The organism is Nocardiopsis sp. iso_25, from assembly GCF_056173305.1.
Window position 1 is genome coordinate 4,810,241 of sequence record NZ_CM149667.1, and the last position, 24,078, is coordinate 4,834,318.

Sequence of the window (24,078 nt, forward strand, 5' to 3'; positions counted from 1 at the left end):
CCGGGTCTCCCCTCACTCGTGGGCACGGTCACCGACCGTGCCCGGCGTCCTTGTCCCGGGAGTGGTGTGGTCCCGCGCGCGGTCGGCGTGCGGCCGCGAGGGGCGCTACCCCGTGGTGGCGCCGCTGCGGCCGCCGGTCTCGGCCTCGCGGTCCTGGCGCAGGCTGGCGATCTCGGCCTCGAAGTCGGAGAGGCTCTCGAAACCGCGGTAGACGCTGGCGAAGTGCAGGTAGGCGACCTCGTCCAGGTCGCGCATCGGTCCCAGGATGGCCAGGCCGATCTCGTGGGCCGGGACCTCGGCCAGGCCGCGGCCGCGGATCTCCTCCTCGACCTGCTGGCCGAGCTTGGCCAGGGCGTCCTCGGAGACGGGGCGCCCCTGGCAGGCCCGGCGCACCCCGGCGATGATCTTGGTCCTGCTGAAGGGCTCGGTGACCCCCGAGCGCTTGGCCACCATCAGCAGGACGGTCTCCTGGGTGGTGAACCTGCGCTCGCAGACGGGGCAGGACCGGCGGCGCCGGATGGCCGCGCCGTCGTCGGTGGACCTGCTGTCGATCACCCGGGTGTCCGGATGGCGGCAGAACGGACAGTGCACCCTGGTTCACCTGCTTCTCTCACCGAATGACAACGCCTAGGTACCACTAAACCACAACTTCTGGGCAACCACTCCTGTCGCAACACCAGATGTTGTGGTCGAACCTAGACTTCTTCCTGACCCCGCCGCAACCCCGGCACGGGCGTGTCACGAACACGGCCGAGGGACCGCGCGGCATCGCGGCCCGCGGCGGCGGGGTGGGGCGGGGAAGTCGGCGCGGGCGGACTGCTGCGGGGGCGGCCCGGCACCGCGCTCAAGGATAGCGCCGCCCACCGGAGCCGCCGCTCCCGGCGGCGGGCACCGGAATCCCGACGTCACGGGGATTTCGGTCGAGCCGACGCTCCGGGATAAGACCCCCGCGCCCGGCCGGAACCGCTGCCACGGACACGCGTTCGCGCATTCCGGGGACAACAGCGCGTGAACGCGTGTACACACGTAAGTGCAGGCCGGAAATTGACCGCGAATACGCGCGACGGCAATTGCCACCGGCCTCGAACGCTTGTTTGATATCACCGTGTGCAACGACTAAAGTTGACCTTGATTTCACACCGGTTTCGCCATCACGTGGACCCCCAGGTCGGCACGGTCGCGGACCGGGGGTGGCCAGTCACACAAGCAGGCCCTGACCGAACCGAATGCCGAGGAGGCCCGGCCGTGCCGGAGGAGAATCCCGGAACCGCAGATACCGCCACCGTTCTCGCACCAGCGGAGAACGCGGGCGGGTCCACGCCCGAAGCCCCCAAACTCACCGCGCGCCAGCAGAGCGTGCTGAACTGCATCCAGCGCTATGTCCGGGAGCGGGGTTTCCCCCCGTCGATAAGGGAAATCGGGGAAGCGGTCGGCCTGTCCAGCCCGTCCAGTGTGGCGCACCAGCTCAAGGTCCTCCAGCGCAAGGGTTACCTGCACCGAGACCAGAACCGGCCGCGCGCGGTGGAGCTGCGCACGCCCGGGCGCGCCTCGGGGCAGACCCTGGTGCCCGAGGACATCGACCTCTCGCGCGCCGCGGCCGTGCCGCTGGTCGGCCGGATCGCCGCCGGCGGTCCGATCCTGGCGGAGGAGTCGGTGGAGGACGTGCTCGCCCTGCCGCGCCAGCTGGTGGGTGAGGGACGCCTGTTCATGCTCACCGTGGTCGGCGACTCGATGACCGACGCCGCCATCACCGACGGCGACATGGTGGTGGTGCGCCAGCAGCAGGACGCCAACAACGGCGACATCGTGGCGGCGCTGCTCGACGAGGAGGCGACCGTCAAGGTGCTGCGCCGCGAGGAGGGCGGCCACGTGTGGCTGATGCCGCGCAACGAGGCCTACGAGCCGATCAACGGCGACGACGCCACCATCCTCGGCAAGGTGGTCGCGGTCATGCGCCGCGTCTGAGGTACCCGCGTACCCGCGTCTCCGGTCCCCCTCCCCTCGGAGGGACCGGGGACGCTTCCCCCTGTGGACGGCGCGGGGCCGACGGGCGCGGGCCGCTAGGCTGAGAGGGTGTTCACACGTGCCTCCTCCCCCGCCGTCCGCTGGCGCACCGCACTGGCCGGTGCGGCGAGCGCCGTCCTGTTGACCGCCGCCTGCGCCCCCGCCGACGACGGGGCCGCCGAGGCGCCGGGGGTCGGCGGCGTCGAGCGCGAGGTGGCCTTCGAGGGCGGCGGGTACGAGGTGTCCGGCGCGTTCCGGATGCCCCAGGACGTCTCCGGCACCGTTCCGGGCGCGCTCATCATCTCCGGCAGCGGTCCCACCGACCGCGACGGCAACAGCTCCGTGCGCCCCGACGCCGGCACCAACCAGAACCTGTCCCGGGTGCTCGCCGACGTCGGGGTGGCCTCGCTGCGCTACGACAAGTACGGCAGCGGTCCGGACTTCGAGACGCCGGGCCCCGGCGACGAGGTCGCGCCGGTGGACCCGGTGATCTTCGACGAGCAGGTCGCGGCGGCCTACGAGGAACTCGTCTCCCAGCCGGAGGTGGACCCCGAACGGGTGGTCGTCGTCGGGCACAGCGAGGGCGCCCTGTACGCGCTGCGCGCCCACGAGCTCATCGGGGCCGAGCACCCCTCCCCCGCGCTCGTGCTGGCCGCGCCTCCCGGTACGCGCTACCTCGACCTGATCGACCGCCAGCTCACCGAGCAGGCGCGCGCGGTCGAGGCCTCGGGCCAGGTGGATGAGGGGCAGGTGGTCCAGCTGCTCTCGGACTCCCGTGCCGGACGGGCCGCGATCAGGTCCGGGCGTGCACTCAGCGAGGTGGAGATGCCCAGCGGGGGCGTCATGGGCGTCTACACCCCAGTCAACGAGGACTTCCTGGCCTACATGGACGCCTTCGACCCCGTCGAGCTGGCGGAGGACCTGCCCGGGGGCACCCCGGTGCTGGTGCTGTGGGGGGAGCGGGACGCGCAGGTCTCCCGGCAGGACGTGGACCGGCTGATGACCGGTCTGGACGGAGCGCGACGGGTGGACGTCCCCGACACCGACCACATCTTCCGCCGCTACCGGGACGAGCCCGGGGCCACGGTCCTGGACGCCCAGCGCCCGTTCGCCGAGGAGGTCTCGCCAGCGCTGGAGGAGTTCCTGGGCGCGGCCTGGTAGCCGCGCCGGGGCCTCACTCGGGGATGGAGTCCGGCAGCGCCTCGGTCACGGACAGAGCGAACTCCTCGGCGCCCGCCACCATGCGCTCCCGGTCGCCCGGGTCCTGCGCGTCGTAGCTGGCCGCCACGGTGTAACAGGTCTCCAGGTACAGGTTGGACACCCGGGCGCCGACGCAGGCGACCGTGTACGGGTCCTCCTGGACCCAGGCGACCGCCTCCTCGCCGACGCCTTCCAGCTCCTGCGCGTCGTACTGGGAGGTGGTGGTGCGCAGGTTGTCGGCGGCCGTCGTTGCGCCGCCCGGGTCGGGGGCGGCCACGGCCACCAGCGTCGCGGTGGCCGGAACCTGTTCGCCGGGGCCGCCGGGGGTCGCCCACCGGCACTGCCAGCCGGAGCCGAACGCCTCCTGCGGGCCGCCGACAGGCTCCTCGACCTCCAGTTCGTGGGCGGGCACCAGCTCGTCCAGCGTCCCGGTCTCGGCGACGGAGCACTCGGGCGCCGCCCCGAAGGCGCTCGCCTCCGGGGTGTCGCGCGCCACGACGTACCAGATCGCCCCGGCGGCGAGCACGACCAGCACCAGTGCGGCGGCGACCACGGCGACGGTGGCGCAACCGCGGCTCTGCGGTTGGACGGAGGCCACCACCTCGGGTGCGGGCTGCTGGGGGTGGGGCTGTTGCCACGGGGTGCCGGGGGGCGGCGGGTACTGCCCCTGTGGGGGCTGGAGGGGGTGGTAGGTCTGCTGCTGCCCGTGGGGCTGCGATGCCTGGGACGGCGGAAGGGGCTGCTGTTGCCCGTCGTGCTGTGCCGGCTGAGGCGGCTGTGGTTCCCCGTGGGGCTGCGGTGCCTGGGGCGGCTGAGGCGGCTGCTGCTCTGCGCGCGACCGGGGAGGTTCCTGTGACCCCTGGGGCTGCGGCGCCTCATTCCCCTGCTGAGGCTGCTCCTCCTGCGGCTGGGGTGGCTCGTGTTCCCGCCGCTCCTGATGCTCCTGCGGTTGCTGCGGCTGAGGAGTTCGGGGGGACTGTTGGGCTTCCCGGGACTGCTCGGGCTCCCGCGGATCGGGCTGCTGGTCGTTCACAGGGCCTCTCCGAGCTGCACGGCGAACTCCACTGCCAGGTCCCGGGCCTCTCCGAAGTCGACCGGCTCGGTGCCGGAGGTCCCGGCGTAGGACACCCGCACCAGCAGGTTGTCGGTGGGGAAGGCCAGTTCGGCGGTACCAGGAGTCTGGCCGCGCCACACCCGGCCCTCCCCTGCGGGCAGTTCCACGGCCTCTCCGCGCACCGGCGTCAGGGCGGTGTAGGCCTCCCGCGCCCGCTGGGCGCCGGTGACCGCCTCCTCCCCCGTGGTGTCGGTGAAACGGGCGGACAGGTCCAGCCGGAGCACCCCCTGCGGCCCCTCGGTCAGACCGGCGGAGGACCACGAGCACGTGGTGCTGTCGCCGTCGGCCAGGGGCCCGTGCTCGGAGGACTCCAGTACCGCGCCGGGCACCAGGCCGGTGACGAGCGCGTCCGAGACCACCGCGCACCCGGGCGCCGCGGCGTGGACGTCGCCGCTCTCGGGAACGCCCGGGTCGTCCCCGGCCAGCCACAGCCCGCCGCCGATCGCCACCGCGGACAGCACCACCGTGCCCGCGCCGATCACGGCCACCCGCGCGAGAGGACCCACCCGGCCACCGCCTCCCTGTCGGTCACCGAGCCGACCGCACACGGGCGGCGGCCGCTGCGCGCGGCCGCCGCCCCTCGTGTGCCTGGTCAGCCGACGACGATGTTCACCAGCTTGGGCGCGCGCACGACCACCTTGCGGATCTGCTTGTCGCCGATGAAGCCCTGTGCCTTCTCGGAGGCCAGGGCCAGCCGCTCCAGCTCCGCCGGGTCGATGTCGGGCGCCACGGACAGCTTGTCACGGACCTTGCTCTGCACCTGCACCACGCAGGTCACGGACTCCTGCACCAGCAGGGCCGGGTCGACCTCGGGCCAGTTGCCGACGGCGACGCTGCCGCTGCGGCCGAGCTTCTCCCAGCCCTCCTCGGCCACGTAGGGCGCGAACAGGGACAGGCAGACGGCCACGGCCTCGGCGGCCTCGCGGACCGCCGGGTCGGCGGCGCCGGGACCGGAGTCGATGGCCTTGCGGGCGGCCGAGACCAGTTCCATGGTGCGGGCGATGGCCACGTTGAACCGGCGGGACTCGACCAGGGCGGTGATCTGGTCGACGGTGCGGTGCGTGGTCCGGCGCAGGTCGCTGTCGCCCTTGGCGGGGTCGGCTCCCGGCGCGCCGGCCGCGCCCGCCTCGCTCATCACCCGGTAGGCGCGGTTGAGGAACTTCTGCGCGGCGACGACGGAGACGTCGGCCCAGTCCACGTCCTCCTCGGGCGGGGAGGCGAAGAGCATGGTCAGCCGGACCGCGTCCACGCCGTAGGCGTCGATCTCCTTGCCCAGGTCCACGCCGTTGCCCAGGGACTTGGACATGGCACGGCCCTGGTTGATGACCTGGCCCTGGTTGGTCAGGCGGCGGAAGGGCTCGGTGAAGGACACCATGCCCATGTCGTGCAGGACCTTGGTGAAGAACCGGGCGTACATCAGGTGGAGCGTGGCGTGCTCCTTGCCGCCGATGTAGTGGTCCACCGGCCCCCACTTCTCCACCGCCTCGGTGTCGAAGGGGGCGGTGTCCAGGCGCGGCGAGCAGTAGCGCAGGAAGTACCAGGACGAGTCCACGAAGGTGTCCATGGTGTCGGTGTCGCGCTCGGCGGGGCCGCCGCAGGAGGGGCAGTCGACGTTGACCCACTCGGTGGCCGCGGCCAGGGGCGAGACGCCCTTGGGGGCCAGCTCGGCGCCCTTGAGTTCGGGCAGGGTGACGGGCAGCTGCTCGTCGGGGACGGGCACCTCGCCGCAGGAGGGGCAGTGGACGATCGGGATGGGGGTGCCCCAGTAGCGCTGGCGGGACAGCAGCCAGTCGCGCAGGCGGTAGTTGATCGTGCCCTGTCCGGTGCCGCGTTCGGCCAGGATCTCGATGATGCGCTCGATGGCCTCGGTCTTGGCCAGGCCGTCCAGCGGGCCGGAGTCGCGCAGGACGCCCTCCCCCGCGGTGGCCGTGCCCGTCTCGACGGGGTCGGGCTCGCCGGTCTCCACCACGACCCGGACCGGCAGGTCGAAGGCCAGGGCGAAGTCCAGGTCGCGCTGGTCGTGCGCGGGCACGGCCATGATGGCGCCGTGGCCGTAGTCGGCCAGGACGTAGTCGGCCGCCCACACGGGCATGCGCTCGCCGTTGACGGGGTTGATCGCGTAACGGCCCAGGAACACGCCGGTCTTGGGGCGCTCGGTGGCCTGGCGCTCGATGTCGGAGAGCTTGGCGACGTCGGAGCGGTAGGCGTCGAAGGCCTCGCGCTGTTCGGGCGCGCACAGCTCGTCGGCCAGGTCGGCGTCGGCGGCCACGACGAAGAAGGTCGCCCCGTAGAGGGTGTCGGGCCGGGTGGTGAAGACGGTGACCGGCTCGTCGCGGCCCTCGATGGCGAAGTGGACGTCGGCTCCGGTGGAGCGGCCGATCCAGTTGCGCTGCATGGCCAGGATCTCGTCCGGCCAGCGGCCTCCGTCGAGCTGGTCCATGTCGTCCAGCAGGCGCTGGGCGTAGTCGGTGATGCGGAAGTACCACTGGTTGAGGCTGCGCCGCACGACGTCGGCCCCGCAGCGCTCACACCTGCCCTGCACGACCTGCTCGTTGGCCAGCACGGTCTGGTCCTGGGGGCACCAGTTGACGTGGCCGTCCTTGCGGTAGGCCAGTCCGCGCTCGAAGAAGCGCGTGAACAGCCACTGGTTCCAGCGGTAGTACTCGGGGTCGCTGGTGTGCAGGCGGCGCGACCAGTCCACGCTGATGCCGTAGCGCCGGAACGAGGCCGCCTGGGTCTCGATGTTGGCGTAGGTCCACTCGGCGGGGTGGGAGTTGTTCTTGATGGCCGCGTTCTCGGCGGGCAGGCCGAAGGAGTCCCAGCCGACGGGGTGCAGGACGTTGTCGCCGCGCTGGAGGCGGTAGCGGCTGATGACGTCGCCGATGGCGTAGGCCTCCGCGTGGCCCATGTGCAGGTCGCCGGAGGGGTAGGCGAACATGTCGACGATGTAGGAGCGCGGGCGGGTGTCCCCGGGGTCCTCGTCGGCCTGGAACGGAAGCTCAGCGGCCCAGCGCGCCTGCCACTTGTCCTGGAGGGCCCGGGCGTCGTAGGTGTCGCCCGTCGTCTGGTCGCCGTCTACCGCTGTCATCGCCACGTGTTCCTTAGCCGGTTCGGGGTGTACAGCACTCAGGTTAGCGGTTGGCGGGTCGGGGCGCGGACGGGTTTCGCGCAGCCCCGCGCGGGTGCGCACGGGGGCGGCTGCCGGGGCGGCGGTCGGGGCACGGGGCCGGAGCGGTCCTCCTCCGCACCGTGCGGGCGGGCCCGGCGTCGCCGTGCTCCGCGCTCGCTCCCGGGGCCGCAGGGGACGGAGGGGAAGATCGGTGAGATTACGGACTCCGGCCCCCTCCACACCGACCAGCCGGTTTGTTACTCTTCCGTCAAAGTGGCGCAGAACACGCGACGCGGGTCACATCATCCCGAATCCTCGCGCGTTCACTGGACCCATCTGGCTGCGGGAGGCCCCCATGCTCAACCTGTCCGTGCTCCTGGAGGACGGCGCCCGATCGGCTCCGGAGAAGGAGTGCCTGGTCTTCGGCGACCTGCGCCTGAACTACGCGATCACCAACATGATCGCCAACCAGGTGGCCAACCTGCTGGTCGCGCGCGGGATCAGGCCGGGGGACCGGATCGCGCTGGCCAGCCCGAACGTGCCCTACTTCCCCTTCGTGTACTTCGGCGCCCTCAAGGCGGGCGCGGTGATCGTGCCGCTGAACGTGCTGCTGACCCCGCGCGAGATCGCCTACCACCTGGAGGACTCCGGGGCCAGGGCCCTCTTCGCCTTCACCGGCACGCCGGAACTCCCGCTGGGCGAGCGGGCCTTCGAGGCCTTCGGCCAGGTGGACTCCTGCGAGTTCTACGTGGACCTGCCCGCCTCCCCGGGCGCCACCGAGTCGACCATCGACGGAGCCGAGACCTTCTGGAAGGCGCTGGAGGGCCAGCCCGGCGAGTTCGAGACGGTGCAGGCCAGCTCCGACGACACCGCGGTCATCATCTACACCAGCGGCACCACCGGCAAGCCCAAGGGCGCGGAGCTGAGCCACCACAACCTGCTGCTGAACGCGGTCGGCTCCGCCCGGCTGGTCGAGGCCCACCCCGACGGCCGCGACGTCGCCCTCGTGGTCCTGCCGCTGTTCCACATCTTCGGCCAGACGGTCATGCTCAACGCGGCCCTGTACCGGCACGGCACGATGGTGCTCATGCCGCGCTTCGACGGCGCCGAGGCGCTCAGACTCATGGAGAAGGAGGGCGTCACGGCCTTCGCGGGCGTGCCCACCATGTACTGGGGGCTGCTGGGCGCCGTCCGGGCCGCCGATCCCGGCGCCTACGACCTGGAGAGGATCGCGGGCAACGTGGTGGACGCGGTCTCCGGCGGCGCCGCCCTGCCCGGTCAGCTGGCCGAGGACTTCACCAAGACCTTCGGCGTGGGCATCAAGGAGGGCTACGGCCTGTCCGAGACCTCCCCGGTGGTCTCGTTCAACGACCCCAAGGTCAAGGCCAAGACCGGCTCCATCGGGCTGCCGGTGTGGGGTGTGGAGATGAAGCTCATCGACCCCGAGTGGAACGAGGTGGAGGAGGAGGGCGAGATCGCGGTGCGCGGGCACTGCGTGATGAAGGGGTACCACAACCGCCCCGAGGTCAACGCGGAGGTGATCCGCGACGGCTGGTTCCGCACCGGGGACATCGCCCGCCGCGACGAGGAGGGCTTCTACTTCATCGTCGACCGCTCCAAGGACATGATCATCCGCGGCGGCTACAACGTCTACCCGCGCGAGGTCGAGGAGGTCCTGATGACCCACGAGGCGGTCAGCCTGGCCGCGGTCGTGGGTGTGCCCCACGACACCCACGGCGAGGAGGTCAAGGCGTTCGTGATCCCCAAGGAGGGCGCCGAGGTCACCGCCGAGGGGCTCGTCGCGTGGGCCAAGGAGAGCCTGGCCGGGTACAAGTACCCGCGCGAGGTGGAGTTCCGCACCGAGCTGCCGATGACCTCCACCGGCAAGATCCTCAAGCGCGAGCTGCGCGGCTGACATCCCGCGCGGTGGGGCCGGCCCTGTCTTCTCCGGGCCTCCGCTCCGCGTCGGCCCGCGGACCGGCCCCGCCCTCACCCCTTGACGGCTCCCTGGACGAGCCCGGAGACCAGGAAGCGCTGCACGAGGACGAAGAAGACCATGACCGGGATGGTGATGAGGGTGGAGGCGGCCATCACGTGCCCCCAGTCGTTGGCGTACTGGCCGAAGAACTGGCGCAGGCCGACCGCCACCGTGTAGTTCTCGCTCTGGGTCATGAAGGTCAGCGCCAGCACGAACTCGTTCCACGCCACGATGAACGAGAAGATGGCCGTGGCCACCAGGCCGGGCGCCACCAGCGGGAACAGCACCCGCCAGAACATCTGGCCCCAGGAGGCCCCGTCGATGTAGGCGGCCTCCTCCACCTCCACGGGCACGGCGGCCACGAAGCCGCGCATCATCCACACCGCCAGCGGCAGGGACAGCGCCACGTAGACCACGCCCAGGCCGAGCATGGTGTTGAGCAGCTGGAGGTCGCGCACCTGGAGGAAGAGCGGGATGACCAGCGCCTCCAGCGGCACCATCTGCACGATGAGGACCATCACCAGCACCGCGGTGCGGAACCGGAACCGGAAGCGGGCCACCGCCACGGCGGCCAGCAGCGACAGCACGCACGCTCCGACCACGGTGATGCAGGCGACCGTGAGCGAATTGAGCATGTACTGGCCGAACCTGGCCTCGGTGAGCACGTAGACGAAGTTGTCCAGGGACAGCCCCGTGGGCAGCAGCGCCCCGGCCCCCGAGGTGGCCCGGTCCGAGAACGCGCTGATGAGCATGAAGTAGACAGGGAAGAGCGTGAACAGCAGCAGGACGGCCACTCCGGCGGACTTGGCCAGGAACCGTCCGGTCCTGCGGACCTCGCCCCTGCGGCGGGCGTCGCGGACGCGGCCCTCCCAGTCGGTGTCGGCGGCGGATGCCTCTGTGCGCGTGACCACGGGCGTTCCTTCCTCAGCGGTGACCGGGCCGAATCCGGTTGTTCCGGGTTCGGACGGGGCCGTTAGACTCCTGCACTGTCCGGGGCGGGACGTCCTTCGCACCCCGGCGGAGGAGGAGTGATGGCCGTGTCGACAGGGTCGCCGGAGACGGTGGCGTAGCACCGTGCGCGATTTCCCCGGGCCCTCCCCCACCGAGGTCGTCATCAGCTGGATCCCCCACGACGCCCGCTTCCGCGACCGCGCGGTCCGGCACGCCCTGCGCGACCCCAGCGGACGGCTGCTGCACGCCTACGTCGAGAACCTGGTCAACCGCGACAACGACGACGGGCGCCCGCTGGGCGAGTACGACCTGCGGACCATGGGCGCGGTGCGCGAGGACCTGGACCGGCGCTCGCTGGCCTCGGTCGACTGGCGCCGGGTGCGCGACAAGCTCGTGGCGGGGGTCCACGACCCCGCCCGCTGAGCGGGCCGCGGGGGCCGCCGCGCTCATCGGAGCTCGTCCTCTCGGAAGAGCGCGCGCAGGTAGAACACGGTGATCACCAGCAGCAGCAGGGTGAGCAGCACGGCGATGGCCGAGCCCAGGCCGTAGTCGTTGTGGCCGAAGGAGCGCACGTAGGACCACACGCCCAGGTTGAGCACCTCCGAGCCGCCCACGTCGCCGCCGGGCATGAGGTAGATCTGCGCGAACACCTTGAAGTCCCAGATGGTGGAGAGCACGGTGACCACGGCGAACACCGGGCGCAGCACCGGGAAGGTGACGTGCCAGAAGCGCTTCCAGGCGCCCGCGCCGTCGATGCGGGCCGCCTCGTGCAGTTCGGCGGGGACCGTGAGCAGTCCGGCCAGGACCGTGACCGCCACGAACGGGAAGCCCCCGTGCACCACGTTGAGCGTGACGATGGCGTAGAAGAACAGCCGGTCGGCGAACCAGTTGTACCCGGAGGGCTCCACCAGGCCCAGGGAGGCCAGGGCCTGGGAGACGACGCCGCTGTCGACGTCGAAGATCCAGATCCACACGTAGGTTCCGCTGACCGCGGGCATGGCCCAGGCGACCATGATGCAGGAGACCACGATGATCCGGGGCACCGGGCGCAGCGTGGCCAGCAGCAGCGCCACCAGCGTGCCCACGACGATGGTGGTGACCACCGCGACCACGGCGAAGACCACCGTGTTGAGCAGGGCGACCCGCCACAGGTAGGGATCGGTGAGCAGGGCGGCGTAGTTGGCGAGCCCGATGAAGTCGGACTCGCCCGAGACGAGGTTGCGCAGCTGGTACTCGCGGAAGGACAGCCACACGATCCGGGCGAGCGGGAGCAACAGCAGCAGTCCGATGACCGTCAGCGCGGGGGCGAGCAGCACCCAGGGCAGGAGCGCCCTGCGGCCGCGGTGGCCCAGGAGCGGCGCCCGCCGCGGCCGGGGCCGTCGCGAGGACGGCTCGGCGGAGCGGGGGGCCTCGGGCCCCGGTTCGCTGCTGGCGGTGCCCAACCCGACCGGTGTTCGCACGTGTCTACCCCCCGTTGAGGATGCGCTCGATCTCGTCGGCCGCGCTCTCGGTGGCCTCCTCCACGGTGGCCTCGCCGTTGAGGATGTCCTGCTGCATGCCGACCAGGACCTTCTCGGCCTCGACCTGGGTCCAGGCGGGGGTGACGGGCACGCCCCGGCTGGCCTCGTTGAGCTGGACGGCGAAGGGCTCCAGGATGGGGTCGGCGGATTCGGAGAAGGTGTCGACCCGGTCGACCACGCCCGGGAAGAAGCCGGTCTCCTCCGACCAGCGCATGCCGAACTCCTCGCCGGTCAGGTGCTGGACGTACTGCCAGGCGGCCTCCTCCTGGCCGGTGCCCTCGAAGACCGACAGCAGCGAGCCGCCCGCGAAGGAGGGCATGTATCCGCCGTCCTGGCCGGGCAGGGTGAAGGAGCCCAGCCTGCCCTCCAGGTCGGGGTTGGCCTCCAGGATGGCCTTGGGGTTGGCGCTGCCGAGGATGGCCATGGCGGCCTCCTCCTCCGCGACGGCCTCCATGACGGCGATCTCGTTCCAGTTGACGGCGCCGGTGGTGGAGGTGCCGTCCTCCAGGGCCAGGTCGGTGAAGAACCCGATGCCGGCGCGGGCCTCCTCGCTGTCGATCTCCGAGACCCAGGTGCCGTCGGACTGCTCGACGGCGATCTCCCCGCCGCCGCCCCAGATCCACGGCATGACCGAGTACTGGGCGTCTCCGGGGACGGGGAAGGCGATCATGTCCTCCTCGGCCTCGGACAGGGCCAGGGCGGTCTCGCGCAGCTCCTCCCAGTTCTCGGGGACCTCCAGGCCGTGCTCCTCGAAGACGTCGGTGCGGTAGACGACGGAGCGGATGGAGGCGTACCAGGGGACGCCGTAGACACCCTCTTCCAACTGGCCCATCTCCATCAGGCCGGGGATGTACCGGGAGGTGTCCATGTCGTAGCCGGACAGGTCGTGCAGGGCTCCGGCGTCGGCGAAACCGGGGGTGAAGGTGTTGCCGAGCTCGGCGACGTCGGGCATGGTGCCGCCCGCGATGGCGGTGGAGATCTTGTTCTGGGCGTCCTGCCACGGCACGAACTCGACGTCCACCTCTATGCCGGTCTCCTCGGTGAACGCGGCGTTGGCCGCCTCGAAGAACCCCGTCTCGTCGGGGTTGGTGCCCTGCATGATCCAGACCAGGAGGCCGTCGGAGTCGGCGGCCCCGCCTCCTCCGCTCCCGCACGCCGTCGCGGCCAGGACCAGCGCCGCGACGGCGGCGGGGAGCGGAACGTACTTGTGGGTTCTTCTGCGGGCCATCGGCACGCCTCCCGTTCCTTTCGAGGGTCCCCTCAGGGTTGGTAGGAAACCTACGTAAAGAACCGCGTCGAGTGAAGTAAACCACTACCTTTTGTGTCTGAGCCGTTAGGAGGCTGGACATATCCGGAGTGTCGCGGCCGGTACGGCGTGTCGCACGAGTCCCTTTCGACCCGCTTGTCCCTCGGCTGTGCGTCCTTACTCGGACAGTCCGGTGACCTGGCGCAGGGTGGACAGGAGTTCGGCCCGCTTGTACACGGCCAGGCCGATGGCCGCGCCGAAGGCGGCGAGCATGTGCACGTAGACCATGGGGTCGCCCCGGGTGAAGCGCTCCGCGGCCTCCTCCTCGCCCACCGAGTGGGCCTCCCATGCGGTGGAGACGGCGAATTCCAGTTCGGGCGGGAGCATCTCGGCGACCATGCGGGCGACGGCCTCACGGGAGTCGGCGGGCTTCCAGACCACGCCGGTCTGCTGCACGCGGCGGCCGAGGAAGGCGGCGATGACCTTGAGCTCGGACGTGACGGCCTCGACGTCGTCGGCGGCGCGCGGGACGACCCCGTCGAGCTCCTGCCGGTTGCGGTCGGCGTAGGCCTCGATCAGGTCGATCGCGGTCCGCTTGACGTGGTCGGGCGCGTCGGGCGCGGGCGTGGTCCCGTCGGTGCTGCCGTCGGAGGATGAGGACACGTCGTGGTCCCTTCTGGTGGGTGTGCGGCCGGGGCGTGCCGGGCCGGGTCCCGCCGGTCGCGCGGCGGGGTGTGCGTCCGCCGGACACGCCCCGGGTCCATGATGCCGCGAAGCGGACCCGCACGGTCCCTGACAGGCCGAAGGTCCTCCCCCGGCGAACAAGGGGGAGGAGGGAGGGCCTTCGGCGCGCCCGTGCGGCGGTCCGCGGCGGCGGGTGGGGCGGCCGGTCAGAACCAGGGGCGCAGCGGCACGTGCGCCTCGGTGCCGTCCAGCTTGACGCCGAGGATCTGGTGCAGCTGCACTACGTCGCGTTCGAAGCCGAGCACGCACCCGGCCATGTAGAGACGCCAGACCCGGGCGGTGCCCGCACCGACCTCGGCGACGGCCTCGTCCCAGTTGCGGTCCAGGTTGGCGCCCCAGTGGCGCAGGGTCAGGGCGTAGTGCTCGCGCAGGTTCTCCTGGTGGCGGATCTCGAACCCGGCGTCGTTCATGGCGGTCTGAATCCGGCCGGGGCCCTCCAGCTCCCCGTCGGGGAAGACGTAGCGGTTGATGACGCCCCCGCGTTTCAGGGACGGCAGGTCGTTGCGCGGCCGGGTGATGCAGTGGTTGAGCAGACGCCCCCCGGGCACGAGCTTGTCGTTGAGCGAGGCGAAGTAGGAGGCCAGGTTGTCCGCCCCCACGTGCTCGGTCAGGCCGATGGAGCTGATCCGGTCGTAGCTGCCGTCGGGGACGTCGCGGTAGTCCATGTGGCGGACCTCGGCCAGCTCGGACAGCCCCTCCTGGGCGATCCTCTTGGCCGCCCAGTCGGCCTGTTCCTTGGACAGGGTGACACCGAGCGCGCGGACCCCGTGCTCGCGGGCGGCGTGCATGACCATGCCGCCCCAGCCGCAGCCCACGTCGAGCAGGCGCATGCCCGGCTCCAGGCCGAGCTTGCGCGAGACCAGTTCGTACTTGCGGAACTGGGCGCTCTCCAGGGCTCCGTCGAAGCGGCCGACCCGGTCCGGGGCCCCGTCCCCGTCGTCGAAGACGGCGCAGGTGTAGGTCATCGACGGCCCCAGGACCATCTCGTAGAAGGCGTTGGAGACGTCGTAGTGGTGGTGGATCACCTCGGCGTCGCGCTGCTTGGAGTGGCGCCAGCCCAGTCCGCTGAGGCGGCCCCGGCGCATCTCCTGCGGCGGCGGGGCGACCCGGTTGACGAACTTGACCCAGCCCACCGACCGCGCGATCGCGACCGCGTCGCGCACCGAGACCCCGAACCCGTCGGCGAAGACGAAGTCCGCCATGCGTCTGAGGGCGGTGTACATGTCCCCCTCCAGCTCCAGGTGACCGGAGACGTAGGCCCGGGCCAGGCCGACGGCGTTGGGGGACTGCGCCAGGTAGTTCACCGCGACCGGGGTCCGCACGTGCAGGGCCACGTCGCTGCCGGGGTCCCCCGCACCGCTGCCGTCGTAGGCGGTGAACCGGATGGGCGCGTCGGGTCCGACGACGCGTTCGAAGATCTCAGCGAGCCGCATTGCTCTGTCCTTCCCTCTAGCCGGACGCGGTGACGTCCCCTAGGGTCGCGTCCCGGTGGTCTCGTGCCGTCAGCGGTTGCGCACGCACTTGGCGTACAGGTCGAGCAGCCGCCCGTCGGGGTCGTAGGCCTCCTTGAGCCCGGCGTAGGCGGTGCCGTTGTACAGGCGCCAGAACTCCTCCTCGCCGTAGAAGGAGTCCGAGTACAGGGACTTGTGGCCGCCCAGTTCGGCGACCGTCTCCTCCACCAGGCGGTTGTGGTGGGCCCGGCGCTGTCCCGGCTTCATGTCGACCAGGCCCCAGAAGCCGAAGTTCACGTAGAGGCGGTCGTGGTCGAGCGGGTAGAGCGGCCACACGTGCTCGCCCTCGCCCTGCCCCGGGCGGCGGGGCTCGCGGAGCCGGAGGGGGCACATCCACACGGGGGTCATGCCGATCTCGGCGTGGTAGGTGTCGAGGAACTCGGCACCGCGTTCGACGCCCACCTCGATGTCCTGGATGAGGGGTTCCTTGGGCCGCCGCCCCCGGTAGTGGTTGAGGAGGCGGGAGAAGTCGGTGCGCCGGTCCCAGGCGACCAGTCTGCGGTAGACGTCGGAGCGCTTGAGGAAGCGCGGCCACAGGGGGCGCACCAGCGGGTGCTGGGTGCCGAAGGCCCGGGAGCACCAGAACCAGTCCGTGTCCCAGCGCCACAGGTAGTCGGCGATGGTGAGGTAGTCGCCGGGGCCGCTGCCCGCGTAGCGCTGGATGGACCGGTAGTAGACCTCCTGGCCGGTGTAGTCGCTGGTCCAGGGGGCCTCGTCGGTGAAGCGGGCCAGCGTCAGGTACAGCTCGTCGGGACCGAAGGCGACCCCGTCCACGAAGTCGACCGGCTGGCCCCCGTACTCGCGGTCGGCGCAGACCAGGGCGAGGGCGTCCATGGCCTCGGCGGCCTTGTAAAAGCGCACGTGGCGCAGGTGCACGTACGGCGAGACCGGTTCGAGTTCGACGCGCAGGCGCAGGCTGTAGCCCAGGGTCCCGTAGGAGTTGGGGAAGCCGTGGAAGAGGTCGCTGTACTCGTTGTCCCTGGTGGCGGTGACGACGTCGCCGCCTCCGGTGAGGATCTCCATCTCCCGGACGGCCTCGTGCGGCAGGCCGCTGCGGAAGGAGGAGGACTCGATGCCCATGCCGGTGACGGCACCGCCGATGGTGATGGTGCGCAGCTGGGGGACGACCGTCGGCATGAGGCCGTGCGGCAGGGTCGCCGCGACGAGGTCCTCGTAGGTGGTCATGCCGCCGACGTCGGCGACGCGCTCGACGGGGTCGACGGAGATGACTCCGGTGAAGGCGGACACGTCCAGGGCCGGGGCGCCGGTGGGCTCGCGGAACCGGAAGAGGTTGGAGGTGGGCTTGGCCAGGCGCACCGGCGCCCTCTGGGGCAGGGCCCGGTAGTCGCGGCGCAGCTTGTGGACCGCCGCTATGTGCTCGGCCAGCCCCGTCCGCACGGGGGTGGCGCTGCCCGTGACCTGCTGTTGAGAAGTCATCCCAGTTCCCGTTCCGGTGTCGGCGACACGCACTCGCGTGCCGGATCGGCCATGGCCGCCGGGCGGCTGGGACGGCCGATCCACTCAGTTCTACCTACCGGTAACGGCTTTGTGCCACCCCATTTGTTCCGTGTCTTCCCCCTACTCGTCCTGCCTGAGGTCACGCCCGGAACACGGCCGCCGCGGGCGGATCCGACGCCGCCGCGCGGTGTCCCGCCGGTGCGGTGCGGAGGTGGTCGTAGGATCGGGGTTCGTGCGTATCGCTCTCGTTGACTCCGGTATCGGCATGCTCTCGACCGCGGCGGCCCTGCGTGTGGCACGGCCGGACGCCGACCTGTTCCTGTCGATGGACCCGGACCACATGCCCTGGGGTCCGCGTACCCCGGACGAGATCGTCGCGCGCGCCCTGGCCGGGGCCCGGGCCGCGCAGGAGGCCGCCGGGGGCGCGGCGCTGGACGCGGTGGTGGTGCCGTGCAACACCGCGTCGGTGCACGGGCTGGCCGAGCTGCGCGCCGAGTTCGAGCCGGACGTCCCGGTGATCGGGACGGTGCCCGCGATCAAGCCCGCGGCGGCGGCCGGAGGGCCGATCGCGGTGTGGTCCACCGCCGCGACCACGCGCAGCGGCTACCAGCGCCAGCTCATCGAGACCTTCGCCCGCGGCGTGGAGGTGACCGCGGTGGCCTGCGCCGGGCTGGCCGAGGCGGTGGAGTCGGCCGACCCGAGGCTGATCGACGACGCGGTGGCCTACGCCGCCGGACTGACCCCCGGCGACGTGCACGGCGTGGTGCTCGGGTGCACGCACTACGACCTGGTGGGCGCGCGGATCTCCGCGGCCCTGGGCGGGCGGGCGGAGCTGTTCACCGCCGCCGGAGCGGTGGCCGCGCAGGCCCTGCGCCGGATCGGCGAGAGGCCCGTGGGCGCCGCCCCGGGCCGGGTGCGGGTGCTGGCCAGCGGTCGTCCCTCCCGGCTGCCCGCCGCCGCGCTGTCCTACCCCGCGGGGCGCTCACTGGCCTCCGGGGTGGGCGCGGCGACCGTGTGAGGATGCCCCTCCCGCTCCGGTCCGGCCCGCCCCTGGCGTCACACCGGCGACGGCCGCCCCCTGTGACCGCCCGTCAGGGGTGGGGCGCCAGGGTCCCCCGCCCGGGGGCGCCGGCCCGCACCGGACCGTCCAGCGCACCGGCGGCTAGGGTGCTCACGAGGGTGCGCACCCCGACGGTGTCGTTGTCGTGCAGGAGGGTCTCCAGCAGGGACAGCGCCGCGCGCTGGTCCCCCGGCTGCTCGCGCACGTGGCGCCACTGGGGCTCGGTCGCCGCGTCCGAGAGCATCAGGGTCCGGCCGACCTGGCCGAGCGCGGTCAGCAGCGGGGTGTCGTGCGGCATCCTCTCCAGGGCGGCGTTGACCTGTTCGGCCTGCTGCTCGGGGTCGACCTCCTCCGCGGGCTGCGCCCGCAGGAAGTCCAGCACCTCCTCGGCCGGGACCAGCGGCCGGACCGGGGGCATCGTCGCGATCATGGCGCGCACCTCGGCCAGGTCTCCCAGGACCTCCTCGGTGCTCCCCAGCTCCCCGATGAGCCGTTCCGCCCGCTGCGCGGAGCAGCTGGCCACCCAGCGGGCGCCGCGGACCGCGGCCAGGCGTGCGGCGGACAGGGCCAGCTCGGCGCCGCGGCGCGGCGCCCCCACCCGCTCGAAGTAGCGCGACCAGGTAGTCACCCGCACCCCCAGCCGCCAGTCGTTGCGCACAGCGCCCTGGCACACCAGGTTCTCCACCGCCTCCACCCACGCGGGCCGCAGACTCGGGTACGCCTCGGCCTCCTCAACGGTGGGCAGGGGGACGATGGCCTCCTGGGGCGGGCAGTGGCCCAGGCGGGCCAGCCAGGACAGCAGCCGGGCGCGCTCGAAGCGGATGCGCCGGTTCAGGGCCGCCCTGCGCGGATTGGTCTCGTCCAGGACCAGCTCCGCCTCCATGCGGTCCAGCACCTCCAGCGCCTGGGCGTGCTCGTCCTGGTGGCGCAGGGCCCTGACCAGGGTGAACACCCCCTCGGCGCCGAGCATGGCCGGGCCGGTGGCGGTGTGCTCGTAGCGCCGCAGCTCGTTCTCGGCCCGGTCGGCCAGGTCCTCGTCGATGAGCAGGTTGACCCGGGCGAGGGTGAAGGAGGGCCAGGCGGGGGTGCGCTCCCAACCGGCCAGGCGCCGGGTGGAGAGCAGTTCGCGGCGCTGTCCGGTGGTGCCGCGGGCGTCGATGTTGGCGTGGCAGCGCACCAGGGTCTCCAGCAGGGACACCGGCAGCGGCCCGTGGGCCAGGGGCTCGGGTTCGTCGTCGGCCGCCGCGCTCACCTGGGCGAGCGCGCGCCCGCCCTCGGCCAGGGCGCCCACGCGCACGGCCAGGGGCCAGTGCGCCAGGAAGAACAGGGTCGGCGGGCCGAAGACCCCCGGGACCGCGGCCTCGACCGCTCCCGCCTCGGCGACCAGTCGGCGCGCGGTGCGCAGCGCCGAACGGGCCACGGCCTCCACGCGCACCGGGTCCCCGGCCTCGCAGAGCACGGGCAGACCCGCGACCGCCTCGGCCAGCTCCGCCTGGCCGACCGCCCGGAGTCGTCGTGCGGTCTCCCCCGCCCACGTCCACATCGGCATGGTCTGCACCCCCTGTAAGCACCATGTGAGAACAGAACGTAGCAGCGCCGTGACAGGGCTGTCCGGAAAACGCGCAAAGCCGTGGAGCAGGGGGATACGCGTCCTGTCGGGGACGGCCCGGACCGCTAGACTCGGGGGCCGTGGTGCCCGGCGGGGGCCTTCGCGAGGTCCCGAGCATCCAGCCGCACCGGGCCGCACCGAGTTGCACCAAGGGGACATGAGCGCCGATGGGATGGCGAGACCGTTTCGGACTCCGCAAGGCCAACCGCAAGGGCAAGGCCCGTTTCGACCGGGATGCCGAGGATTCGGACATCAAGGCGCTGATCGAGTTCGCCAAGAGCAGGGTGGGCGTGGAGTTCTTCGTCGAACCGGAGACCTTCGCCACGCGGGCCACGGCGGTCGCGGTCGCGACGGACGGCGAGTGGATCCGCCGCCGGTGCGGTTCGCCGGACGTGATCCGCAAGGTGGCCCGGAACCTGGCGGCCCCGGCCTACGACGTGCAGATCGTCGGCTACCCGCAGCGGATGCGCGACTGGAGCGCACGCAACAAGCGCGGCCTGTCACTGGACGAGTGAGGGCGCGCGGGCGTACTGGGCGAGGGTAAGACTCGCCACACCGACACGCCGTTGGGGACGGTCCGAAACCCGCGACCGGGTCATTTTGGGCATTGATGACGAGTCCTTGCCGCGACTTCCTCGCAGAACGGGTTCCCTAACGGGCTTCATCCGTCGCATACTCGCCTCGGAGGGGGGACTCTGATGAAGCAGGATCTCACGGCCCTGTGCTGCGACTGCGGCACGATTCGCGAGGTGAGCGACTACCAGAGTGTGGGCGAGGCGCAGTCCGCCTACGGACTGGCCCGCTGCGTCGTCTGGCGCAAGTGCCGCACCTGCGGCTACCGCACCTACCACGCCTACATGCGCGCCGACGAGGACCGCGACGAGCTGGAGGACGCCCTGCGGCTGGACGGCGCCCTGGCGGCCGAGGCCCTCGACGAGGAGGTGGAGCAGCTGCGGCTGTGCGGGGTCGAGGTCGGGCACGCCCCCGTCCCGGCCATCTGGGACGGCCAGTCCGTGGGCATGGTGACCCAGCGGCTGACCGACCGCGCCTACTCGATCGTGCTGGACCCCGAGGCGTCCGTGGTCTCCCGGCTCAAGCTCATCGACATGATGTGGAACGAGCTCCTGGTGGGCGAGCACGACGACCGCTGGTTCATCCAGGAGGCGGAGGACGACGAGTCCCCCGCGTACGCGGTCCGGCTGTTCGGCTACCGCACGCGCGGCTGAGACCGGACCGCGCTCGCGCGACACGGCCCCGGAGCCCTACCCGGCGGCGGGTTCGGGCTGGCCCGCGAGGCGGCGCAGCGCCGACCTGGCCACCGCCGGATCGGTGGTCCCCCAGTAGGGCGGCAGGGAGGCGCGCAGGAAGCCGCCGTAACGGGCCTTGGCCAGGCGCGGGTCCAGGACGGCGATGACCCCCCGGTCCTCGGTGGAGCGCAGCAGGCGCCCGGTGCCCTGGGCGAGCAGCAGGGCGGCGTGGGTGGCGGCCACCGACAGGAAGCCGTTGCCCCCGTGCGCGGCGACCGCGCGCTGGCGCGCGGAGGCCAGCGGATCGTCGGGCCGCGGGAAGGGGATGCGGTCCACGATCACCAGGGACAGCGAGGGTCCGGGCACGTCCACGCCCTGCCACAGGGACAGGGTGCCGAACAGGCAGGACCGCTCCTCCTCGGCGAAGCGGCGCACCAGCTGCCCGGTGGAGTCCTCACCCTGGCACAGGATCGGCTGGTCCAGGCGTTCGCGGAGCTCCTCGGCGGCCTGCTGGGCGGCGCGCATGGAGGAGAACAGCCCCAGCGCGCGGCCGTCGGCGGCCTCGATGAGTCCGCTGATCTCGTCCAGGTAGGCGGGTGCGAGGCCGTCGCGGCCGGGCGGCGGCAGGTGGGTGGCCACGTAGAGGATGCCGCGGCGGGCGTGCTCGAAGGGGGAGCCGACGTCCAGCGCGCGCCAGCGGGGCTCCCCGGCCGCGCGGTGCGGCCCGTCCTCGTCGTCGGTGCCGTCCCCCTCCGGGGGTCCGTCCGGCTCGGGCCCGCGGCCCGCGGCGGCGCGTTCGGCGGCCTCCTGGACCACCTCGCGGCCCAGGCCCCACTGGTTGGCCAGCGAGGTGAAGGAGCCGCCCAGGGTGAGGGTGGCGGAGGTCAGCACCACGGTGCGGTCGCCGAAGAGCTTCTCGCGCAGCAGTCCGCCCACGCCGAGCGGGGCGACGTGGAGCGCGGGTTGGCGTCCGGGGGTCTTGGTCAGCCAGACGACCTCGGTGCGGTCGCGCAGGGCGGGTTCGAAGGACTCCAGGACGCGCACGGCGGTGTCGTGCACCTCGCCGAGCGCGGCCAGGGCCAGGCGGCGGTCGCTGGCGCCGTCCGGGTCCAGCTCCCCGGGTGAGGGGCCGATGGCGGTGACACAGGCCGAGGCGGCGTCGCGGGTGGCGGCGACCGCGTTGGCCAGGGCGTCGTCGATGTGGTCCAGGCGCCCGTCGGGCGACTCGGTGAACATCAGGGCGAGGCCGTCGGCGCACTCGGTGAGGCGTTCGCTGATCCCGGGTTCGACCAGGCGGGCGGCGCGCTTGGCCGCGGCGTTGACGGTGCGCTCGCCCAGGACGCCGGTGGCCACGGAGGTGGCGCGGTCGACGAGTTCGTGCGCCTCGTCGATCATGATCGTGTTGTGCTCGGGCAGGATGTGGTAGCCCTGCGACATGTCGATGGAGAGCATGGCGTGGTTGGTGACCACCACGTCCACGCCCTGGGTGGCCTCGCGGGCGAACTCGGCGAAGCACTCCTGGCCGAAGGGGCAGATCCGGGCGCCCATGCACTCGTTGGCGGCCACCGACACCTGGCGCCAGGCCAGGTCGCTGACGCCGGGGACGAGTTCGTCGCGGTCGCCGGTGACGGTGTCCTCGGCCCACTCGTGCAGGCGGGCCACCTGTCGGCCCAGCGAGGAGAGCTGGCGCGGGTCGAACAGCTCGGTGTCCTCGGCCTCCTCGCCGGCGGTCTGGAGCCGGTTGCGGCACAGGTAGTTGCGGCGGCCCTTGAGCACGGCGAACGTGGGCTCGCGGGACAGCATCGGCGCGAGGGCCCCGGCCAGGCGGGGCAGGTCGCGCTCGATGAGCTGGTTCTGCAGGGCGATGGTGGCGGTGGAGACCACCACGGTGCTCTCCTTGGCCATGGCGTGTCTGATCGCGGGCACCAGGTAGGCCAGGGACTTTCCGGTGCCGGTACCGGCCTGGACCACCAGGTGTTCGCGCTTGTCGACCGCCTCGGCCACGGCACCGGCCATGGTCGCCTGGCCCTCGCGGCGGCTGCCGCCCAGGGCGGCGACGGCCGCGTCGAGCAGGGTGGGGACGTCGGGGAGATCTGCCACGGATCGACAGTACCGGCCGCGGAGGACAGGGCGGGCGTTGTCCACAGGCGGGATCGGCCGGAGGCGCTCAGCCCATCGCGGCCAGCAGCTCGTCCAGTGCGTCCATGGACTGCTTCAGGCCGTACTCCATGCCGGACTCGACCATGCCGTCGCGGTCCTCGACGCTCTGGAACACGGTGGTCGACGTGTAGAGGGTGCGCCCGTCCCCCTCCTCCAGGGTGGTGGTCTCCAGGCACACGTGTCCGGGCATGCCCTCGAACTCGAAGGTCTGCACGAAGCGCTCGGGCGCGACGACGTCGTGGACCACGCCGTGGAAGGCGTACTCCCGGCCGTCGGGGGCGCGCTCGACGAACCTCCAGGAACCGCCCCGGCGCAGGTCCGCGCGGTCGATGACGGTCTCGTTCTCCTTGAGTCCCCACCAGCGGGCGAGGTGCTCGGCTTCGGTCATGGCCCTGAACACCACGTCGCGGGGCGCGTCGAAGCTGCGCGTGACGACGATGTCGTGCTGCCCGGGCTCGGCGATCACCGTGAGGTCGCTCATGACTGCTCTCCTGTGGTCTGTGTCTGCTGGATTCGGCGGATCTCCGCGTCGAGCCGGTCGAAGCGGTCCTCCCACTGGCGGTGGTAGCGCTCGATCCACCCGGTCGCCTCCTCCAGGGGGGCGGTCTCCAGTCGGCAGGGGCGCCACTGCGCGTCGCGGCCCCGGCTGACCAGGCCCGCCCGCTCCAGCACCTTCAGGTGCCGGGAGACCGCCTGGAGGCTGATGGGGAACGGTTCCGCCAGCTCGTTGACGGTGGCCTCACCCTCGGCGAGCCTCGCCAGCAGCGCCCGACGGGTCGGGTCGGCCAGTGCGGCGAACGTGAGACTCAACGGGTCGGTCGCCATCTGCGTATTCAACTTTCCTGTTAATCAACCGATGCGTTGATTATGACCCATGACACACCAACGAGCCAAGAGAGAAGAACCGCTTCGGCCCCGACCACAGGGGGCGCCCCAGGACTAAGCCCCGCGTCGGGGGAGAACGCCCCACCCACCCCGCCGAACACCACGACCCCGACCACAGGGGGCGTCTCGGGGCGAAGCCCCGCGTTATAAGGGGACTCCCGACCACCCCGCCGATCACAACGACCCCGACCACAGGGGGGTACCTCGGGGGGTTCGGGGGGTCTCCCCCCGGTAAACTCAAAGGGCGACCCGGCGAGCGCGTTCACGCGCGAGCAGGGTCGC

At 72.0% G+C, this 24,078-nt stretch carries 21 protein-coding genes; 7 read left to right on the forward strand and 14 right to left on the reverse strand.

What is annotated here, in order from left to right; translation table 11 throughout:
* Positions 1 to 105 precede the first annotated feature (105 nt).
* Entirely contained in the window at positions 106 to 591 is a 486-nt protein-coding gene (gene nrdR / locus AC0VX6_RS20700; RefSeq protein WP_248771484.1) for a transcriptional regulator NrdR, read from the reverse strand.
* A gap of 654 nt (positions 592 to 1,245) precedes the next feature.
* Between nrdR and lexA the strand changes: the two genes are divergently transcribed.
* Entirely contained in the window at positions 1,246 to 1,965 is a 720-nt protein-coding gene (gene lexA, locus AC0VX6_RS20705; RefSeq protein ID WP_274974256.1) for a transcriptional repressor LexA, read from the forward strand.
* A gap of 108 nt (positions 1,966 to 2,073) precedes the next feature.
* The gene (locus tag AC0VX6_RS20710) at positions 2,074 to 3,165 is read left to right on the forward strand and encodes an alpha/beta hydrolase family protein (protein WP_475465679.1); all 1,092 of its coding nucleotides are present in this window, start codon (positions 2,074 to 2,076) and stop codon (positions 3,163 to 3,165) included.
* A gap of 13 nt (positions 3,166 to 3,178) precedes the next feature.
* Here AC0VX6_RS20710 and AC0VX6_RS20715 read toward each other — a convergent pair whose 3' ends face one another.
* The 3 genes from AC0VX6_RS20715 to leuS all read right to left on the reverse strand — a co-directional run bounded on the left by AC0VX6_RS20715 (position 3,179) and on the right by leuS (position 7,406).
* On the reverse strand, positions 3,179 to 3,805 hold the full coding sequence (locus AC0VX6_RS20715; protein WP_475465680.1) for a hypothetical protein: 627 nt from the start codon (positions 3,803 to 3,805) through the stop codon (positions 3,179 to 3,181).
* A gap of 428 nt (positions 3,806 to 4,233) precedes the next feature.
* Positions 4,234 to 4,824, reverse strand: coding sequence for a hypothetical protein (locus tag AC0VX6_RS20720; RefSeq protein ID WP_475465681.1), 591 nt, complete (start codon positions 4,822 to 4,824; stop codon positions 4,234 to 4,236).
* A gap of 86 nt (positions 4,825 to 4,910) precedes the next feature.
* Positions 4,911 to 7,406, reverse strand: a complete 2,496-nt coding sequence (gene leuS / locus AC0VX6_RS20725; RefSeq protein ID WP_475465682.1) for a leucine--tRNA ligase — start codon at positions 7,404 to 7,406, stop codon at positions 4,911 to 4,913.
* A gap of 376 nt (positions 7,407 to 7,782) precedes the next feature.
* Between leuS and AC0VX6_RS20730 the strand changes: the two genes are divergently transcribed.
* Positions 7,783 to 9,342 (forward strand): long-chain-fatty-acid--CoA ligase, encoded by a 1,560-nt coding sequence (locus tag AC0VX6_RS20730; protein WP_274974261.1) that lies wholly within the window; start codon positions 7,783 to 7,785, stop codon positions 9,340 to 9,342.
* Positions 9,343 to 9,416: 74 nt separating this feature from the next.
* On the opposite strand, the gene AC0VX6_RS20735 is transcribed toward AC0VX6_RS20730, so the two are convergent.
* The gene (locus tag AC0VX6_RS20735; RefSeq protein WP_274974262.1) at positions 9,417 to 10,316 is read right to left on the reverse strand and encodes a carbohydrate ABC transporter permease; all 900 of its coding nucleotides are present in this window, start codon (positions 10,314 to 10,316) and stop codon (positions 9,417 to 9,419) included.
* A 163-nt stretch (positions 10,317 to 10,479) separates the two neighbouring features.
* Between AC0VX6_RS20735 and AC0VX6_RS20740 the strand changes: the two genes are divergently transcribed.
* Positions 10,480 to 10,779: a hypothetical protein gene (locus tag AC0VX6_RS20740; RefSeq protein WP_274974263.1), complete on the forward strand. Its 300-nt coding sequence runs from the start codon at positions 10,480 to 10,482 to the stop codon at positions 10,777 to 10,779.
* A gap of 23 nt (positions 10,780 to 10,802) precedes the next feature.
* On the opposite strand, the gene AC0VX6_RS20745 is transcribed toward AC0VX6_RS20740, so the two are convergent.
* The 5 genes from AC0VX6_RS20745 to AC0VX6_RS20765 form a co-directional block, all read right to left on the reverse strand.
* Positions 10,803 to 11,708: a carbohydrate ABC transporter permease gene (locus AC0VX6_RS20745; RefSeq protein WP_212644324.1), complete on the reverse strand. Its 906-nt coding sequence runs from the start codon at positions 11,706 to 11,708 to the stop codon at positions 10,803 to 10,805.
* Between the two features lie 112 nt (positions 11,709 to 11,820).
* Positions 11,821 to 13,104, reverse strand: coding sequence for a sugar ABC transporter substrate-binding protein (locus AC0VX6_RS20750; protein WP_475465685.1), 1,284 nt, complete (start codon positions 13,102 to 13,104; stop codon positions 11,821 to 11,823).
* A 195-nt stretch (positions 13,105 to 13,299) separates the two neighbouring features.
* Complete coding sequence (locus AC0VX6_RS20755) at positions 13,300 to 13,785, reverse strand: hypothetical protein (RefSeq protein WP_047870734.1); 486 nt, start codon at positions 13,783 to 13,785, stop codon at positions 13,300 to 13,302.
* Between the two features lie 227 nt (positions 13,786 to 14,012).
* Positions 14,013 to 15,299: an SAM-dependent methyltransferase gene (locus tag AC0VX6_RS20760; RefSeq protein WP_274974265.1), complete on the reverse strand. Its 1,287-nt coding sequence runs from the start codon at positions 15,297 to 15,299 to the stop codon at positions 14,013 to 14,015.
* A 69-nt stretch (positions 15,300 to 15,368) separates the two neighbouring features.
* Complete coding sequence (locus tag AC0VX6_RS20765) at positions 15,369 to 16,814, reverse strand: FAD-binding oxidoreductase (protein ID WP_274974266.1); 1,446 nt, start codon at positions 16,812 to 16,814, stop codon at positions 15,369 to 15,371.
* A gap of 253 nt (positions 16,815 to 17,067) precedes the next feature.
* On the opposite strand from AC0VX6_RS20765, the gene AC0VX6_RS20770 reads away from it, so the two are divergent.
* Positions 17,068 to 17,853 (forward strand): glutamate racemase, encoded by a 786-nt coding sequence (locus tag AC0VX6_RS20770; protein WP_274974267.1) that lies wholly within the window; start codon positions 17,068 to 17,070, stop codon positions 17,851 to 17,853.
* 73 nt (positions 17,854 to 17,926) lie between these two features.
* Here the strand turns inward: AC0VX6_RS20770 and AC0VX6_RS20775 are convergent, their stop codons facing one another.
* Positions 17,927 to 19,444, reverse strand: a complete 1,518-nt coding sequence (locus AC0VX6_RS20775; protein ID WP_475465688.1) for a hypothetical protein — start codon at positions 19,442 to 19,444, stop codon at positions 17,927 to 17,929.
* A gap of 227 nt (positions 19,445 to 19,671) precedes the next feature.
* Between AC0VX6_RS20775 and AC0VX6_RS20780 the strand changes: the two genes are divergently transcribed.
* Positions 19,672 to 20,019 (forward strand): hypothetical protein, encoded by a 348-nt coding sequence (locus tag AC0VX6_RS20780; protein WP_047870738.1) that lies wholly within the window; start codon positions 19,672 to 19,674, stop codon positions 20,017 to 20,019.
* A gap of 183 nt (positions 20,020 to 20,202) precedes the next feature.
* Positions 20,203 to 20,730: a DUF6315 family protein gene (locus tag AC0VX6_RS20785; protein WP_047870739.1), complete on the forward strand. Its 528-nt coding sequence runs from the start codon at positions 20,203 to 20,205 to the stop codon at positions 20,728 to 20,730.
* Between the two features lie 36 nt (positions 20,731 to 20,766).
* On the opposite strand, the gene AC0VX6_RS20790 is transcribed toward AC0VX6_RS20785, so the two are convergent.
* The 3 genes from AC0VX6_RS20790 to AC0VX6_RS20800 form a co-directional block, all read right to left on the reverse strand.
* Positions 20,767 to 22,851, reverse strand: a complete 2,085-nt coding sequence (locus AC0VX6_RS20790) for an ATP-dependent DNA helicase (RefSeq protein WP_475465691.1) — start codon at positions 22,849 to 22,851, stop codon at positions 20,767 to 20,769.
* A gap of 67 nt (positions 22,852 to 22,918) precedes the next feature.
* On the reverse strand, positions 22,919 to 23,392 hold the full coding sequence (locus AC0VX6_RS20795; protein WP_475465693.1) for an SRPBCC family protein: 474 nt from the start codon (positions 23,390 to 23,392) through the stop codon (positions 22,919 to 22,921).
* Positions 23,389 to 23,736 (reverse strand): ArsR/SmtB family transcription factor, encoded by a 348-nt coding sequence (locus AC0VX6_RS20800; RefSeq protein WP_212643269.1) that lies wholly within the window; start codon positions 23,734 to 23,736, stop codon positions 23,389 to 23,391. Before AC0VX6_RS20800 ends, AC0VX6_RS20795 begins: the two co-directional genes overlap by 4 nt.
* Between the last annotated feature and the right edge of the window lie 342 nt (positions 23,737 to 24,078).

Excerpts from the sequence above, each read along its gene's own strand:
- AC0VX6_RS20775 (WP_475465688.1), bottom strand. The coding sequence starts at position 19,444 with ATGCCGATGTGGACGTGGGCGGGGGAGACCGCACGACGACTCCGGGCG.
- AC0VX6_RS20750 (WP_475465685.1), bottom strand. The coding sequence starts at position 13,104 with ATGGCCCGCAGAAGAACCCACAAGTACGTTCCGCTCCCCGCCGCCGTC.
- AC0VX6_RS20730 (WP_274974261.1), top strand. The coding sequence starts at position 7,783 with ATGCTCAACCTGTCCGTGCTCCTGGAGGACGGCGCCCGATCGGCTCCG.
- AC0VX6_RS20795 (WP_475465693.1), bottom strand. The coding sequence starts at position 23,392 with ATGAGCGACCTCACGGTGATCGCCGAGCCCGGGCAGCACGACATCGTC.
- leuS (WP_475465682.1), bottom strand. The coding sequence starts at position 7,406 with ATGACAGCGGTAGACGGCGACCAGACGACGGGCGACACCTACGACGCC.
- AC0VX6_RS20800 (WP_212643269.1), bottom strand. The coding sequence starts at position 23,736 with ATGGCGACCGACCCGTTGAGTCTCACGTTCGCCGCACTGGCCGACCCG.
- AC0VX6_RS20765 (WP_274974266.1), bottom strand. The coding sequence starts at position 16,814 with ATGACTTCTCAACAGCAGGTCACGGGCAGCGCCACCCCCGTGCGGACG.
- AC0VX6_RS20780 (WP_047870738.1), top strand. The coding sequence starts at position 19,672 with ATGGGATGGCGAGACCGTTTCGGACTCCGCAAGGCCAACCGCAAGGGC.
- AC0VX6_RS20785 (WP_047870739.1), top strand. The coding sequence starts at position 20,203 with ATGAAGCAGGATCTCACGGCCCTGTGCTGCGACTGCGGCACGATTCGC.
- AC0VX6_RS20760 (WP_274974265.1), bottom strand. The coding sequence starts at position 15,299 with ATGCGGCTCGCTGAGATCTTCGAACGCGTCGTCGGACCCGACGCGCCC.